Origin of the sequence: Ancylobacter sp. (genome assembly GCF_965229075.1) — a bacterium.
Taxonomy (GTDB): domain Bacteria; phylum Pseudomonadota; class Alphaproteobacteria; order Rhizobiales; family Xanthobacteraceae; genus Ancylobacter.
The window spans coordinates 1,072,816-1,087,474 of the sequence record NZ_CBDDIO010000002.1; the positions used below are offsets into that span (position 1 = coordinate 1,072,816).

Sequence of the window (14,659 nt, forward strand, 5' to 3'; positions counted from 1 at the left end):
GCCTCAGGCGGCGCCCATCTCGTCCAGCGCCATTGGCGATTCCGGCAGCACCTGGCCGCCATCGATCACCATGCCCTGCCCGGTGATGTAGCCGGCTTCCTCGCTGGCGAAGAACAGCGCCGCATTGGCGATGTCGAACACGCTGCCAAGCTTCTTCATCGGCACGCAGGCGGCGGTGGACGCGATATAGGCCTCGCCCATGCCTTCCATGCCCTCGGTGAGGATGTTGCCGGGCATGACGGCGTTGACCGTGATGTTCCACGGCGCCAGCTCGATCGCCGCCGTGCGCATGAAGCCCATCTGCCCGGCCTTGGAGGCACCGTAATGGGTCCAGCCGGGAAAGCCGGTGATCGGCCCGGTGATGGAGGAGGTGATGATGATGCGGCCCTTCTTCGCCGCCTTCATCGCCGGCAGCACGGCGGAGACGGACAGGAAGGTGCCCTTGAGATTGGTGCCCATGACATGGTCGAAATCATCGCCCGTCATGTCGCCGAGCTTGGCGGCGGGGAAGATGCCGGCATTGGCGCACAGCACGTCGATGGCGCCGTAGCGTTCCAGCGCCGCCGCGGCCATCGCCGCCATGTCCTCGGCCTTGGTGACGTCGGCGGCGAAGCCGGAGGCGCGAGGGCCGATCTCGGCCGCGACCTTCTCGGCCTCGGCGAGCGAACGGCTGACCACCAACACATTGAGCCCGGCCTGGCCGAAGCGCAGCGCGAGGCCGCGCCCGATCCCCTTGCTGGCCCCGGTGACGATGACGGTCTTGCCTTCAAGCGAGGTAAACATGATGCGGCGGGTCCCGATGCTTCTCTGGAGTTTATTATCCGGCAAATGAAAATGCCGTCGGCTGGCATGCCTGCAAAACAGGCTGCCCTCCTTTTCATCAGGTTGAGCCGCAAATTTGGTGTTGTAAAGCCCAAATCCAGATGTTTAGGATCACACACAGTCCAACATATCTGCCACATCCGCCCAACACGGATGCCGCAAGACGAATGCCGAACGCATGCGCGGCCGCTCGACGTTCCGCGCCAACAATCCAGGGGACTTCGAGATGGCGCCTGTTTCGAGAAGGTCGGTACTCAAAGGCATGGGGGCGGGCTTCGGTGCGCTCGCCGCCGCCGGGCCGCTGTTCAACGCCAACAAGGCGTTCGCGGCGCGCGAGAAGGAGCTGAACATCCTGTGCTGGGAGGGCTACAACTCCGCCCAGGTGCTGGACCCGTTCCGCTCCAAGACCGGGGCGACGGTGAAGGCGGAAAGCCTGACCAACGACCCCACCATGATCAACCGGCTGCGCGCCGGCGAGATCAACACCTGGGACCTGATCAACGTCAACAATCCCTGGGCACGCAAGGTGATGCTGCCCGAAAAGCTGATCAAGCCGCTGCCCAAGGCCGAGTTCGAGCCCTATTTCGAGAAGATGCTGCCGATGTTCAAGCCGCCCTATAAATGGGCGATGAGCGACAGCGGCACCGAGCTGATCGGCATGGCCCAGCGCTTTGGGCCGTACAGCTATGTGGTCAACACCGACAAGATCTCCCGCAAGACGGCGGAAGACACCGGCTGGGACCTGTTCAACGACCCCGCGCTGGCCGGCAAATACGGCATTCTCGAATCCGACGACTGGAACGTCTTCAACATCTTCATCATCGCCGGCATCGACCCGTTCAAGACCCACACGCCGGAGGAGTTCGCCAAGTTCGAGGAAACCGCCAAGCGCGTCTTCAAGGGCGCCAAGCTGATCGGCGACATCGCCTCGATGAACCAGGCGCTGATTTCCGGCGAGATCGACCTGCACATGACCGGCGGCACCTATTCGGTCTCCCCCGCCCGCGCCGACGGCCACCCCAACCTGCGCGGCATCACCCCGCTGAAGGGCCCGCTGCCCGGCGGCAAGGGCGGCATCGCCTGGATCGAGATCACCTCGACGGTGAACAACCCGAACCTGTCGCCGCTGGCGCTCGAGTTCCTGAAATATGTGCAGGCGCCCGATGTCGCCCACACCGTCGCCTTCGCCGAGGGCACGTTCAACCCGGTGGCGCAGATGGGCAACAAGGCCTGCTTCGACCTGTTCACCAGGGACGAGCTCGACGCCATCCAGTGGGACAGCCTGGACGAGGAAATGGCGCGCTCGGTCGAGTACGACATCGTGCCGGATTACGACAAGGCGCTCGACCTGATGAACGCCGCCAAGCGCCTGCGGGGCTAGACCGTTCCGCCGTGAAGGTGGCGCCCTTCTGCGTGCTTCGAGGCGGGGCTTTGCCCCGCACCTCAGCATGACGGGCCTCGATAGACCCTCGTCATCCTGAGGTGCCCGGCGCTCAGCGCCGGGCCTCGAAGGACGCACACGGCATCCGCCCGCGTGTCTCCATCGCTTTTCCCGGCGGCGATCGCCCGCCACCGGCCCATGACGGAAGACCTGATGCTCCAGACCCTGCCGGCCGACGCCCTGAGCGCCGAACTGCCGAAGCCGATCCTCCAGCTGGTCGGCATCCGCAAGACCTTCGGCGCCTTCACCGCCGTCGAGAATATCGATCTCGATGTGCGCGAGGGCGAGTTCCTCACCATTGTCGGCCCCTCGGGCTCGGGCAAGACCACGCTGTTGCGCATGCTCGCCGGCATGGACACGCCGAGCGAGGGCAACATCACCCTGCACGGCAAGCTCATCAACGATGTGCCGCCGAACAAGCGGCCGACCTGCCTCGTCTTCCAGTCGCTGGCGCTGTTCCCGCACAAGAGCGTGGGCGAGAACATCGCTTTCCCGCTCAAGGTGAAGGGTGTGGATGCCGCCGCCCGCAAGGCGCGGGCGCTGGAGCTGATGCGCATCGTCCGCCTGCCGGAGAGCTATTTCGACAAGAACGTGATGAAGTGCTCGGGCGGCGAGCGCCAACGCGTCGCCCTCGCCCGGGCGCTGGCCTATGACCCGGAAGTGCTGTTTTTCGACGAGCCGCTCTCGGCCATCGACTACAAGCTGAAGAAGACGCTGGAGAAGGAACTGAAGGACCTGCACCGGGAAACCGGCAAGACCTTCATCTACATCACCCATTCGCTGGAAGAGGCAATGGTGATGAGTGACCGCATCGGCGTGATGCGCGCCGGCCGGCTGGTGCAGGTGGGCACGCCGGAGGAAATTTACGGCGCGCCGGTCGACCGCTTCGTCTGCGAATTCGTCGGCGAGGTGAACACGCTGAAGGTGAAGCGCGCGGCGGATGGCAGCTGGCAGGGCGTCGACGTGCCGGGCACCTTCACGCTCGCGCCCCCGCGCAGCGGCGCCGTGCTGGACGAAGCCTTCGTGGTGGTGCGGCCGGAGTTCATGCGCATTCTCGGGCCGGGCGAGAGCGCCGACAACCGGCTGGGGGGCGTGGTCTATAACGAATATTCGCTCGGTTCGCGCATCCAGTATCAGGTGCGCGTCGGGGCCAAGGTGATGCTGGTCGAGCTCTCCCGCGGGCGCGCTTTGCCCGCCAGTCTCGACCGCCAGGTGACGCTCGGCTGGGACGCCGCCGACGCCTTCACGCTGGAGGGCTGAGCATGGCCGATCTCGCCCTCGCCCCCGCGCCGGGGGCCGCCGCCGAAAGCGCCCGCCAGCTGCGCCAGGCGCGGATGCTGTCGGTCGGCGCGCGCTGCGCGCTCCCGGTGGCGATCCTGCTCGGCATCGGCTTCCTCGCGCCGCTGGTGGCGATCTTCGGCTATGCCTTCGCCACGCCGCGCAGCTTCGATGTGTTCACCAGCTTCACCCTGGCGAATTTCGCCACGCTGTTCGACCCCTCCAACACGGTGTGGCTGTCCTTCCTGTGGTCCTGCGGGCTGGCGCTGCTCACCGTGGCGATCCTTGCCGTCATCGCCTACCCCATCGCCTATGGGCTCAACATGGTGTTCGGCCGCTGGTCGGCGCTGATCAGCGTGCTGTTCGTGTTCCCGCTCTTCGTGTCGGAGAATGTGCGGCTCTATGGCTGGGTGCTGTTCTTCATCAAGAACGGCGTGCTCGACGGCACGCTGAAATGGCTCGGCCTCTCCGGCGGGCCGGAAGTGCTGTACACGCCGGGCGTCACCCTGTTCGGCATGGTCTACACCTATTTGCCCTTCATGCTGTTTCCGATGACGCTCGGCCTCGCCCTCGTGCCGCGCGACCTCGTGGACGCGGCGCGCGACCTCGGCGCCGGGCGGCTGTTCATCTGGCGCGAGATCGAATTGCCGCTGGCCATGCCCGGCATTCTCATCGGCATGCTGCTCACCTTCGTGCTCGCCATCGGCGCCACGGCGGAAGCGAAGATCCTCGGCGGCCAGTCGATCATCGTCATCTCGCACGACATCGAGATCGCCTTCACCTATTCGCAGAACTGGCCGCTCGGCTCGGCGCTGGCGGTGGTCGTCACCTTCTTCATCGGTGCGCTGACCCTGTTCGCCTTGTCTAAGCTCGATCTCGACCGCATGCTGGGGAGGCGCTGAGCCATGGGCCACAGGCGCACCAATGCCGCGATCTGGGCGTGGACGGCGTTCGTCCTCGTCGCGATCTACCTGCCCATCATTTGCGGGGCGCTGGCGAGCTTCAACAAGAGCCGATATTTCGGCTTTCCCATCAAGACCTACTCGACCGAATGGTGGCAGAAGACGCTGGATTCGATCGAGATCGGCATGATCGTGAAGACCTCGATCTCAATCGCGCTCTTGGTGACGGTATTCTCCGTCGTCATCGCCACCTTCGGCGCGCTCGCCTTCGCCCGCTACGAGTGGAAGGGGCGCAAGCTCTACCAGAAGCTGATCCTGCTGCCGATCTTCTTCCCCCAGCCGGTGCTGGGGCTGGCCATGCTGCTCGGCTTCAACGCGGTGGGCATCCAGACCAGCTGGATGACGGCGGTGTTCGCCCACATGATCTGGATCGTGCCCGTGGTAACGCTGGTCATCGCCATCCAGGTCTATGGCTTCGACCCGTCGCTGGAAGAGGCGGCCTATGATCTCGGCTGCTCGCGCACCCAGGTGTTCCGCGAGGTGACGCTGCCGCTGCTGTGGCCGGGCATCTGGTCCGGCATGCTGTTCGCCTTCCTGCTGTCCTGGAGCAATTTCCCGCTCTCGCTCTACACGACGGGTGCCGACTCGACGATTCCCGAATGGCTCTACGCCAAGATGGTGGCCGGCTACACGCCGATGGTGCCGGCGCTCGGGACCATGGCGACGCTGGGCGCGGCCTGCCTGCTGCTGGCCGGGGGGCTGATCGGCATCCTGCTGCGGCGGCGGGCGGCATGAACGGCGCCGCACCGAAGGACAGCGACGCCCCCCTCGCACGGGCGGAGCGCCGTCCGCCGCGCCTCGACAAGGCGGCACGCCAGGCACGCATCCTCGCCGAGATGCGCGCCTCGGCCTCCGCGCGCGTCGGCGACCTCGCCACCGAACTCAACGTCTCCACCGAGACCATCCGCCGCGACCTGTTCGAGCTGGGCGAGAAAGGGCTGATCAACCGCACCTATGGCGGCGCAGTGCGGCCCCTGGCCTCCGAACCCTCCGTCACCGAGCGGCACGGGCTGATGGTGGCGCAGCGCGAGGCCATCGCCGCCGCCACGGTGAGGCTGATCGCGCCGAAGGAGGTGATCGCCATCGGCGCCGGCGCCACCACCACCCATGTCGCCCGCCGCATGGCTGCCACCTGCCGCGACCTCACCGTCATCACCCATTCCTTCTCGGTGGCGACGGTGGTCTCCGCCAACCCGACCATCGAGGTCATCATGTGCCCCGGCCGCTACAATGCGCGCGAGGGCATGATGGTGGGGGTGGAAACCGGCGAGTTCCTGCAGAACTACAATGTGAACCGCGCCATTCTCGGCATTTCCGGCATCACCACTGACGGCCTCGCCGATGCCGAGCCCGATGCCGCCTATGTCTACCGCGCCATGATGAACCGGGCGGCGCAGACCATCATCGTCTCCGACCACCAGAAATTCGACGTGCCCTCGCTGGCCATCTGGGCCCGCATTCCCGACATCCAGCACCTTGTCACCGACCGCGCGCCCGAAGGCGCGGTGGCGCGGGCGCTGGGGCGGGCACGGGTCGAGATCACTATTGCCGAGACGTGAAGCCATGACCCAGCCGATCTATGACGCCGCCTTCCTCAGCCGCATCGAGAACGCCCTGCGCGCCGCCCTGCCGCGCTGGGGCCTTTCCAACGCGAGCGACGTGCGGCTGCTCACCATCTCCGAGAATGCCACCTTCCGCGCCGAGGACCCGGCGACGGGACGCGCGCTGGTGTTCCGCATCCACCGGCCGGGCTATCACAGCCGCGCGGAGATCGAATCCGAACTCGCCTGGCTCACCGCGCTGGGACGCGCGGGCGTGGTGGCGACGCTGACCCCGGTGCCGCAGGTCGAGGGCGGGCTGATCGCCGATCTCGACGAGGACGGCACGTGCCGCCATGCCGTGGCGTTCGAGCTGCTGCCGGGGCGCGAGCCGGCGGAGGGCGACGACCTCGCCCACTGGTACCGCGAACTCGGCGCCATCAATGCCCGGCTGCACCTGCACGCCCGGGCCTGGCAGCGTCCCGAAGGCTTCACCCGCAAGCGCTGGGACTATGACGCCATGCTGGGCAGGGTGAAGCTGTGGGGCGACTGGCGCGCCGCGCCGGGCTTGACGCCTGAGGGCCGCGCCGTGCTGGAGCGCACCGACGCGGTGCTCCGCGACCTGCTGGACGATTACGGCACGGGCGAAGAGCGTTTCGGCCTCGTCCATGCCGATATGCGCCTCGCCAATCTGCTGGTGGAGGGCGACACGCTCTCGGTGATCGACTTCGACGATTGCGGCTTCAGCTGGTATCTCTACGACTTCGCCTCCGCCGTGAGCTTCAGCGAGCACGAGCCCTATATACCGACGCTGCAGGCAGCGTGGATCGAGGGCTACCGCACCGTCGCGCCGCTGGCCGAGGAGGAATGCGCGCTGCTGCCGGTGTTCATCATGCTGCGCCGGCTGCTGCTCACCGCCTGGATCGCCTCGCATGCGGAAACCCCGACCGCGCAGGCGCTGGGCGACGGCTATACTCATGGCACGGTGGACCTCGCCCGCGCCTTTCTCGCCACCTATGACGCCCGTCCCCCACAGGCCGTGGCCGGGAGGGCCGCATCATGACGCGGGCGAACGCGCAGCCGGAACGGCAGATTCTCGATCTCAATGCCTTCTCCGGCGCCACCGGCGCCATGGCGCCCGATGTCGCCGCGCTGGTGGAGCGGCGCCGCCGCGCCTTCGGTTCCGGCTCGGTGCTGTTCTATGACGAGCCGCTGCGCATCCTCCGGGCGGAAGGGGCGTATATCCACGCCTCCGACGGGCGGGCCTATCTCGATTTCTACAACAACGTCCCCAGCGTCGGGCATTGCCACCCCAAGGTGGTGGAGGCGGTGCGGGCGCAGATCGGCAGCTTCAACACCCATTCGCGCTATCTCTTCGATGTGGCGCATGATTACGCGGAAAAGCTGCTCGCCACCTTCCCGGCCGCGCTGAGCAATGTGGTGCTGACCTGCACGGGCAGCGAGAGCAACGACCTCGCTTTGCGCCTCGCCCGCAAGGCGAGCGGCGCCGAGGGCATCATCGTCACCCGCGCCGCCTATCACGGCAACACCGCCACCGTCACCGAGGTCTCGCCCTCCTCCTACAAGACCGGCGCGCCGCCGCGCCATGTCCGTACCGTGCCCCCGCCCGACCCGGCGCTGTTCGGCAATGATGTGGGGCAGGGCTTCGCCGACGCGGTGAAGGCCGAAATCGCCGCGCTGAAGGCGGACGGCATCGGCTTCGCCGGGCTGCTGGTCGACACCATCTTCTCCTCCGACGGCGTCTATGCCGACCCGCCGGGCTTCCTGAAGGCGGCGGTGGAGGTGGCGCGCGCCGCCGGCGGGCTTTTCATCGCCGATGAGGTGCAGCCGGGCTTCGGGCGCACCGGCGCGGGCATGTGGGGCTTTTCCCGCCACGGTCTGGTGCCTGACATCGTCACCATGGGCAAGCCGATGGGCAATGGCTACCCCATTGCCGGCCTCGTCACCCGGCCGGAGATCCTCGACGCCTTCTGCGCCGATTTCGGCTATTTCAACACCTTCGCCGGAAGCCCGGCGGCCTGCGCGGCGGGGCTGGCGGTGCTGGAGGCGATCGAGGAGGACGACCTCATCGCCAATGCGGCGCGGGTCGGGCGGCACCTCACCGCCCGGCTGACCCGGCTGCAGGCGCGCGCGCCGATCACCGCCGTGCGCGGGGCGGGGCTTTATCTCGGCATCGAGTTCGGCACCGAAAAGGGCCCGGCACCCGACCTCGCCAAGCGGCTGATCAACGGGCTGCGCGACCACGGCATCCTCATCGGTGCCGCCGGCCGCTATGGCAATGTGCTGAAGATCCGCCCGCCGCTGTGCGTGACCACCGTACATGCGGACCTGCTGGTCGACGCGCTGGAGGAACTTCTGGCCTGAGGAAGCGGGATCAGCCGAACAGCGCCAGCAGATCCTCCAGCCGGTCGATCGCACGATCGACCTCGCCGAAGCCGCCGCCGCTCGGGGTGTAGCCGACGACATAGAGCCCGGCCGCGCGGGCGGAAAGCGCGCCGGAGCGGCTGTCCTCCACCGCCACCACGCTGGCGGGCGGCAGGCCGAGCCGGGCGCAGGCGCGGCGATAGGGCTCGGGGTCCGGCTTGCCCGCCGTCACATCATTGAGGCTGAGCGAGAAGGCGATGGCGTCGGCAATGCCGAGCGCGGCGATGTTGGCGTCCACCACCGAGCGGCTGGAATTGGAGACGCAGGCCTGCGCCACGCCGCGCTTCTCCAGCGCGCGGATGGTGGCGACGGCGCCCGGCAGGGAAATGAGGCTGGCGCGGTTCTCGGTGTAGTGGGTGTCGATCAGCGCCGCCCATTCGGCCTCCGCCACCCCGGCGGCGAGGCGCGGGGAGACGAGCTTCCACACATCGCCCATATGGATGCCGCGAAATGCCTGGTCCGGCAGGTCCGAGAGATCGCTGCCGAGCGCCCGGCAGGCGGCGAGCAGCGCGCGGTGGTGCAGCGGCTCGCTGTCGATCAGCGTGCCGTCAATGTCCCAGGCGACCGCCCTGAAGCGCGGCGCGCTCATGAGGGGCGCCCTTCGAGGCGGCGGTAGAGATCGCGGTAGCGGGCATAGCCGGCGGTATAAATCGGGGCGGAAGCGGGGTTGGGCTGCAAGGTCTCGTCCTGCGCGACGAAGCGGGAAATGCCGGCCCACTCCGCCGCGCCGATGCCGACCGCCGCCGTCCACGCCGCGCCGAGCGAGGAGCCGGGATGGCCTTTCAGCCGGTGCACCGGCTGTTGCAGCACATCGGCGACGATCTGCATCCACACGCGCGAGTTCGAGCCGCCATCGGACACCAGCACGCGGCCGGCGCTGTGGCCCATATCGCGCAGCACCTCGACATGGTGGGCGCAGGCATAGGCATAGCCTTCCAGGAGCGCCCGCCAGACATGGCCGATATCGTGCGACAGGGTGAGCCCGTCGATGACGCCGCGCGCGGCGGGATCGTGGATCGGGGTCTTCTCGCCGAGGAAATAGGGCAGCACGGTCAGCCCGTCCGCGCCGGCCGGGCGCGCCTCGGCGAGCGTGTCGAGATGCTGGTGCAGGCTGAGCCCGGCTTTCTCCGCGGCCGCCGCCTCGCCGCCGGCGAAGTTGCGCACGAACCAGTTCAGCCCCGATCCGCCGGTCGCCATGCAGCCATTGGGCATATAGAGGCCGGGAATGAGGTGATAGTCGAGATAGAGCCGGGGGTCCGGCTTCACCTGGTCGGTGGCCACCAGCACGTCGACGGCGCCGCCGAACTTCAGCAGGATGTCGCCGCGCTGGGTGACGCCGGCGCCGAGCGCCGAGGCGATCATGTCCGCCGCGCCGCCGATGACCGGCGTGCCGGCCGCAAGGCCCGTGGCCGCCGCGCCCTCGGGCGAGACATGGCCCATCACCTCATGCGAGGCGGTCTTGCGCGGAATGGCGCTGCGGGGAAGGCCGGCCCAGGCGACGAGATCGTCGTCGATGGCGTGGCGGGAGACATCGACGAAGCCCGCCTCCAGCGCCCAGTTCTGCTCCACCGCCCGTTCGCCGGTGAGGCGCCAGTTCACGTAATCGTAGGAGCCGAACACGGTGGCGATGCGCGCGAACACGTCAGGCTCATGGCGGGCGATCCAGCGCAGCTTGGCGGTGACGAGCTGCTGGTTGATGCCGTTGCCGGCCTTGGCGATGAAGGCGGCCTCGTCGCGCTCGGCCCGCAGTTCCGCCACTTCCGCCCCGCAGCGCCCGTCGCTCTGCTGGATGGAGGGGCGCAGGAGGGTGCCCGCTTCGTCCAGCAGCACCACCGCCGGCAGCATGCCGGTGACGCCGATAGCGGCAATCTCGGCGACGTCGATGCCGGCGCGCGCGATGAGTTCATGGCTGAGCGCGCAGACATTGGCCCACCATTCGGCGGGGTCTTCTTCCGCCCAGCCGGCATGCCGGGAGGTCAGCGTCACCGGCCGCGAGGCGACAGCCAGAATCTCCCCCGGCAGCCGCAGCAGCAGGCCGATGGTGGAGGTGGTGCCGATATCGAGGCCGAGGACGCAGCTCATCGTGGAAAGCCTCTTGGGGCGGTGGGCAAGTCTGGGCAGAGAAGGAACCCCTCCCGGAAGGCGGCGACGCCGCCGGTCCGGGAGGATGGCGGGCGATCAGCGGATAGAATTCACCACATCCATGAAGCGGGCCACGCGCGCCTGCTCCACCGCGTTCCAGGTGTTGCCGTCGACCTTGAAATGCGTGCCGATGACGACACCCGAGGCCACCGAGAAGATGTCGCGGATATTGTCGATGTTGACGCCGGTATTGGCGAAGATCGGCACGTCCTTCACCGTCTCGGCCACCTTCTTCAGGTGCGACTGGTCGGCCGGCTGGCCGGTGATGGGGCCGGAGACGAGGATGGCATCGGCGAGCGAGGAGAACACCGCGCTCTTGGCGCGCAGCTCGATGGGGCGCTGGTCGAGCGAATGGGCGAACTCGGCATTGATGTTGAACAGCATCTTCATGTCGTCGCGCTTGAGATCGTGGCGCAGCCGCGCCGCCTCGGCGCAGTTCGGCTCCCACAGGCCCATGTCGGAGGCGAACAGGCCGGTGAAGATCTCGCGCACGAAGCTCGCGCCGGTGACCGCGCCGATGGCGACGGTGGCGACGGGGTCCCAGAGATAATTGACGCCGAACGGCACCTTCAGGCTCGGCTTCACCGCCTGCACGATGGCCGACATGGCGGCGATGGAGGCGGGCGACCCCTTGAACACGTAGGGGCGGTCGTTCTCATTGCCGAACATGATGGCGTCGACGCCGCCGGCCTGCAGCTTCTCGACATCGGCGAGCACGCCCTCGATCAGCTTGTCGAGGCCGCCATCGGCGTCATAGAGCGGCGCACCGGGCAGGGCGCCGATATGGGCCATGGCGATGACGACCTTCTTCTTGGCGCCGAAACACTCGAAAACCATTGCAACTCTCCTTGAGGGGACGGCGCGCGCGGCGCCTCACTGTCCGGCGACGGGCGGCGCGAGCCGCACCTCGACACGCGCCGCGGCGAGGGCGGCGGCGATGCGCGGGGGCGGCTCGGCGTCGGTGACGAGCAGGTTGATGTCGGCCAGCGTGCCGACCTGAACCAGCGACATGCGCTGGAACTTGGCGCTGTCGCACAGAAGGATCTTGAATCCCGACCGGCGCAGATAGACGCGCTTCATGTCGGTGTCCTCGAAGGAATAGTCGAAGAAACCTTCCGCGGTCATGCCCGAGGTGCCGAGCACGGCGACATCGAACCACAGCTTCTCGAACTGGGCGACGGCGGTGGGGCCCCACACCGACATCTCTTCCGGGCGCACCCGGCCGCCGGCGACATAGACTTCCGGCGCGCCGCCATCGAGATGGGCGGAGACGCGCAGGCTGTTGGTGAAGACCTTGAGATGGTCCGCCTCGCGCAGATGCCCGGCCATCAGAAACGTGGTGGTGCCGACATCGATGGCGCAGGTGCGGTAGCCGGCGATGATGCCGGCGGCGCAGGCGGCGATGGCGGATTTGGCCTCGCTGCCGCGGCGCAGGCGGGCCTCAAAACGCGGCTCCTCGCTGTCCATGGCGACGCTGCTCGCCGGCGTCTCCGCCAGCACCGCCCCGCCATGCACGCGCAGCAGCCGCCCGTCGCGCTCCAGCTCCAGCAGATCGCGACGGATGGTCATGTCGGACACGCCGAGTTCGGTGGCGAGAGCCGCGACGCCGACGGAGCCGGCGGCGGCGAGATGATCCAGAATCCGGGCGTGGCGTACATGCGAGAGCGGGCGCGGACGGTCCTCGCCGGCCGGCGGCTCGGCCAGGACACTCTCTCGGTAGGACACATCGTCGGCCATCGCTTACCCCTGCCTGATCGCGGTTCCCTCGCAGAGGAGCGGATTCGCGGCCGGTCGGCCAATCCTGTTTAACCCATCAATCGCACAATATCAAACACAACAACACACTTGCTGTGCGCTTATGTTCATATAAGCTGACCCACGAACATGAGGAGCCTCGCATGAACCCGCCCGCGCTTTCCGCCCCCGCCCCGGCCTATTACGAGCTCAAGGGCCGCCTCGCCTTCGTGACCGGCGGCGCCACCGGCATCGGGCGGGCCATTGCCGTTGCGCTGGTCCGGCAGGGCATGCGGGTCGCCATCGGCGACATCAACCTCGCGGCGGCGCAGGAGACGGTGGCCGCGCTTGGCGACGGCGCCATCGCGGTCGAGGTGGATGTGCGCAAGCGCGCCTCGGTCGAAACCGCCTTCGCGCAGGTGCTGGAAGGGCTGGGTGGATGCGACCTGTTGGTCGCCAATGCCGGCGTCTCCACCATGCGCAGCGCGCTGGAGCTGACCGACGAGGAGTGGGACTTCAATTTCGACGTCAACACGCGCGGCGTCTTCCTCACCAACCAGATCGCCGCCCGCCACTTCGTGGCGCAGGGCAAGGGCTGCATCGTCAACACCGCCTCGCTCGCCGCCAAGGTCGGCGCCCCGCTGCTGGCGCATTACTCCGCCTCGAAATTCGCCGTGCTCGGCTGGACGCAGGCGCTGGCGCGCGAACTCGCGGCCAAGGGCATCCGCGTCAATGCCGTCTGCCCCGGCTTCGTGGCGACCGGCATGCAGTCGCGCGAGGTGGAGTGGGAAGCCAGCTTGCGCGGCGTGAGCCCGCAGCGCGTGATCGACGACTATATCGCCCAGACCCCGCTCGGCCGGCTGGAAGTGCCGGAAGACGTGGCCGATGTCGTGGTGTTCCTCGCCTCGGAACAGGCCCGGTTCATGACCGGACAGGGCGTCAACGTCACCGGCGGCGTCTACACGACCTGAGCGCACCCGCAGCGCGGCGTGATCGATTTTCATGCGTCCGCGTTTGAATTAGCACTTGCGGTGTTCGTTTTTGTCCGATTACACTCCGCCCGCCGACGGCGCACCGGGCGGAGTTTTCCTCCTCCCCCCGCACCCGAGGACGGGGCCCGGCCCCGATGGGCAAAGGATCGCTGATGTCGTCGATCGAACTCGATCATGTCTCCAAGCTCTACGCCAACGGCGCCTACGGCGTCCGCGACGTGGATCTTTCCATTGGAGAAGGCGAGTTCGTGATTTTTCTCGGCCCCTCGGGCTGCGGGAAATCGACGACGCTGCGCATGATCGCCGGGTTGGAGAGCATCACCTCCGGCGATCTGCGCATCGCCGGGCGCAGCGTCAACAACGTGCCCCCGCGCGACCGCAACATCGCGGTCGTGTTCCAGTCCTACGCGCTCTACCCGCATATGAGCGTGCGCGAGAATATGGGCTTCGGCCTCAAGATGCGCGGCGTCGCCCGTCCGGTCATCGACGAGAAGATCCGCGAGGCGGCGGGGCTGCTCGGCCTCACCCCCTATCTCGACCGCAAGCCCGCCGCCCTCTCCGGCGGCCAGCGCCAGCGCGTCGCGCTTGGCCGCGCCATCGTGCGCGATCCCGTCGCCTTCCTGCTCGATGAGCCGCTGTCCAATCTCGACGCCCAGCTGCGGGCGGAGATGCGGCTCGAACTCGTCAAGCTGCACCGCCGGCTGGGGCGCACCATCGTTCACGTCACCCACGACCAGGTCGAGGCGATGACCATGGGCGACCGCATCTGCATCATGCGCGACGGCCGGATGATCCAGGTCGGTCGGCCGCTCGATGTCTATGCCGACCCGGTGGACACCTTCGTCGCCCGCTTCCTCGCCACCCCGCCGATGAACCTGCTGCCCGCCCGGCTGGAGGCGCGCGGCGACACGCTCGTGGTGGTCGGCGACGGCTTTGAAGTCGAGGTGCCGGAGCGCCACCGCGCCGCCTATGCGCCCGTCGCCGGGCGCGAGGTGATCTTCGGCCTGCGCCCGGAAGACCTGCACGAGGCGCCGCAGCCCGGCTGCGCGCCCATCAAGGTGAGCGTCGTGGCGATGGAAGCGCTCGGCGTCGAGAATATTCTGGTCGGGCAGATCGGGACGGGCGTCGGCGCCGGCAAGCCGCAGGAAATCTCCGCGCGGCTGTCGCGTCATTTCACGGCGCCGGTGGGCGCGCGCGTGCCGCTCTATCTCGATCCGCGCCCGATGCACCTGTTCGACAAGGAGACGACGCGGGCCTTCCCCCGCCCCAGCCTTCGCCTCGGTCAGAACTGAGGGAGGGGGCAGA

At 67.9% G+C, this 14,659-nt stretch carries 14 protein-coding genes; 9 read left to right on the forward strand and 5 right to left on the reverse strand.

Annotation, left to right across the window (positions count from 1 at the left end):
* Positions 1-3: 3 nt before the first annotated feature.
* Entirely contained in the window at positions 4-783 is a 780-nt protein-coding gene (gene fabG / locus ACO07Z_RS11055) for a 3-oxoacyl-ACP reductase FabG (RefSeq protein WP_421698772.1), read from the reverse strand.
* A 265-nt stretch (positions 784-1,048) separates the two neighbouring features.
* On the opposite strand from fabG, the gene ACO07Z_RS11060 reads away from it, so the two are divergent.
* The 7 genes from ACO07Z_RS11060 (at position 1,049) to ACO07Z_RS11090 (ending at position 8,426) form a co-directional block, all read left to right on the forward strand.
* On the forward strand, positions 1,049-2,203 hold the full coding sequence (locus ACO07Z_RS11060) for an ABC transporter substrate-binding protein (protein ID WP_421698773.1): 1,155 nt from the start codon (positions 1,049-1,051) through the stop codon (positions 2,201-2,203).
* A gap of 213 nt (positions 2,204-2,416) precedes the next feature.
* Entirely contained in the window at positions 2,417-3,523 is a 1,107-nt protein-coding gene (locus ACO07Z_RS11065; RefSeq protein ID WP_244379696.1) for an ABC transporter ATP-binding protein, read from the forward strand.
* 2 nt (positions 3,524-3,525) lie between these two features.
* Positions 3,526-4,443, forward strand: a complete 918-nt coding sequence (locus ACO07Z_RS11070) for an ABC transporter permease (protein WP_421698774.1) — start codon at positions 3,526-3,528, stop codon at positions 4,441-4,443.
* Between the two features lie 3 nt (positions 4,444-4,446).
* Complete coding sequence (locus tag ACO07Z_RS11075) at positions 4,447-5,238, forward strand: ABC transporter permease (protein WP_421698775.1); 792 nt, start codon at positions 4,447-4,449, stop codon at positions 5,236-5,238.
* Complete coding sequence (locus tag ACO07Z_RS11080; RefSeq protein ID WP_421698776.1) at positions 5,235-6,062, forward strand: DeoR/GlpR family DNA-binding transcription regulator; 828 nt, start codon at positions 5,235-5,237, stop codon at positions 6,060-6,062. The genes ACO07Z_RS11075 and ACO07Z_RS11080 overlap by 4 nt, the downstream gene beginning before the upstream one ends.
* Before the next feature lie 4 nt (positions 6,063-6,066).
* Positions 6,067-7,104 carry a phosphotransferase enzyme family protein gene (locus ACO07Z_RS11085; protein WP_421698777.1) on the forward strand — a complete coding sequence of 346 codons (1,038 nt, stop codon included), beginning with the start codon at positions 6,067-6,069 and terminating at the stop codon, positions 7,102-7,104.
* The gene (locus tag ACO07Z_RS11090; protein ID WP_421698778.1) at positions 7,101-8,426 is read left to right on the forward strand and encodes an aspartate aminotransferase family protein; all 1,326 of its coding nucleotides are present in this window, start codon (positions 7,101-7,103) and stop codon (positions 8,424-8,426) included. Before ACO07Z_RS11085 ends, ACO07Z_RS11090 begins: the two co-directional genes overlap by 4 nt.
* Positions 8,427-8,436: 10 nt before the next feature.
* Here ACO07Z_RS11090 and ACO07Z_RS11095 read toward each other — a convergent pair whose 3' ends face one another.
* The 4 genes from ACO07Z_RS11095 to ACO07Z_RS11110 form a co-directional block, all read right to left on the reverse strand.
* Positions 8,437-9,075 carry an HAD family hydrolase gene (locus tag ACO07Z_RS11095; RefSeq protein ID WP_421698779.1) on the reverse strand — a complete coding sequence of 213 codons (639 nt, stop codon included), beginning with the start codon at positions 9,073-9,075 and terminating at the stop codon, positions 8,437-8,439.
* Positions 9,072-10,568, reverse strand: a complete 1,497-nt coding sequence (locus ACO07Z_RS11100) for an FGGY-family carbohydrate kinase (RefSeq protein WP_421698780.1) — start codon at positions 10,566-10,568, stop codon at positions 9,072-9,074. The genes ACO07Z_RS11095 and ACO07Z_RS11100 overlap by 4 nt, the downstream gene beginning before the upstream one ends.
* 96 nt (positions 10,569-10,664) lie before the next feature.
* Positions 10,665-11,465: a BtpA/SgcQ family protein gene (locus ACO07Z_RS11105; protein WP_421698781.1), complete on the reverse strand. Its 801-nt coding sequence runs from the start codon at positions 11,463-11,465 to the stop codon at positions 10,665-10,667.
* A 36-nt stretch (positions 11,466-11,501) separates the two neighbouring features.
* Complete coding sequence (locus tag ACO07Z_RS11110; RefSeq protein ID WP_421698782.1) at positions 11,502-12,365, reverse strand: DeoR/GlpR family DNA-binding transcription regulator; 864 nt, start codon at positions 12,363-12,365, stop codon at positions 11,502-11,504.
* A 161-nt stretch (positions 12,366-12,526) separates the two neighbouring features.
* On the opposite strand from ACO07Z_RS11110, the gene ACO07Z_RS11115 reads away from it, so the two are divergent.
* Both ACO07Z_RS11115 and ACO07Z_RS11120 read left to right on the forward strand, forming a co-directional pair.
* The gene (locus tag ACO07Z_RS11115; protein WP_421698783.1) at positions 12,527-13,333 is read left to right on the forward strand and encodes an SDR family NAD(P)-dependent oxidoreductase; all 807 of its coding nucleotides are present in this window, start codon (positions 12,527-12,529) and stop codon (positions 13,331-13,333) included.
* Between the two features lie 173 nt (positions 13,334-13,506).
* The gene (locus tag ACO07Z_RS11120) at positions 13,507-14,646 is read left to right on the forward strand and encodes an ABC transporter ATP-binding protein (RefSeq protein ID WP_421698784.1); all 1,140 of its coding nucleotides are present in this window, start codon (positions 13,507-13,509) and stop codon (positions 14,644-14,646) included.
* Positions 14,647-14,659 lie beyond the last annotated feature (13 nt).

Bases quoted from the DNA above. Each gene is read 5' to 3' on its own strand.
- fabG (WP_421698772.1), bottom strand. From the start codon at position 783: ATGTTTACCTCGCTTGAAGGCAAGACCGTCATCGTCACCGGGGCCAGC.
- ACO07Z_RS11060 (WP_421698773.1), top strand. From the start codon at position 1,049: ATGGCGCCTGTTTCGAGAAGGTCGGTACTCAAAGGCATGGGGGCGGGC.
- ACO07Z_RS11065 (WP_244379696.1), top strand. From the start codon at position 2,417: ATGCTCCAGACCCTGCCGGCCGACGCCCTGAGCGCCGAACTGCCGAAG.
- ACO07Z_RS11070 (WP_421698774.1), top strand. From the start codon at position 3,526: ATGGCCGATCTCGCCCTCGCCCCCGCGCCGGGGGCCGCCGCCGAAAGC.
- ACO07Z_RS11075 (WP_421698775.1), top strand. From the start codon at position 4,447: ATGGGCCACAGGCGCACCAATGCCGCGATCTGGGCGTGGACGGCGTTC.
- ACO07Z_RS11080 (WP_421698776.1), top strand. From the start codon at position 5,235: ATGAACGGCGCCGCACCGAAGGACAGCGACGCCCCCCTCGCACGGGCG.
- ACO07Z_RS11085 (WP_421698777.1), top strand. From the start codon at position 6,067: ATGACCCAGCCGATCTATGACGCCGCCTTCCTCAGCCGCATCGAGAAC.
- ACO07Z_RS11090 (WP_421698778.1), top strand. From the start codon at position 7,101: ATGACGCGGGCGAACGCGCAGCCGGAACGGCAGATTCTCGATCTCAAT.
- ACO07Z_RS11095 (WP_421698779.1), bottom strand. From the start codon at position 9,075: ATGAGCGCGCCGCGCTTCAGGGCGGTCGCCTGGGACATTGACGGCACG.
- ACO07Z_RS11100 (WP_421698780.1), bottom strand. From the start codon at position 10,568: ATGAGCTGCGTCCTCGGCCTCGATATCGGCACCACCTCCACCATCGGC.
- ACO07Z_RS11105 (WP_421698781.1), bottom strand. From the start codon at position 11,465: ATGGTTTTCGAGTGTTTCGGCGCCAAGAAGAAGGTCGTCATCGCCATG.
- ACO07Z_RS11110 (WP_421698782.1), bottom strand. From the start codon at position 12,365: ATGGCCGACGATGTGTCCTACCGAGAGAGTGTCCTGGCCGAGCCGCCG.
- ACO07Z_RS11115 (WP_421698783.1), top strand. From the start codon at position 12,527: ATGAACCCGCCCGCGCTTTCCGCCCCCGCCCCGGCCTATTACGAGCTC.
- ACO07Z_RS11120 (WP_421698784.1), top strand. From the start codon at position 13,507: ATGTCGTCGATCGAACTCGATCATGTCTCCAAGCTCTACGCCAACGGC.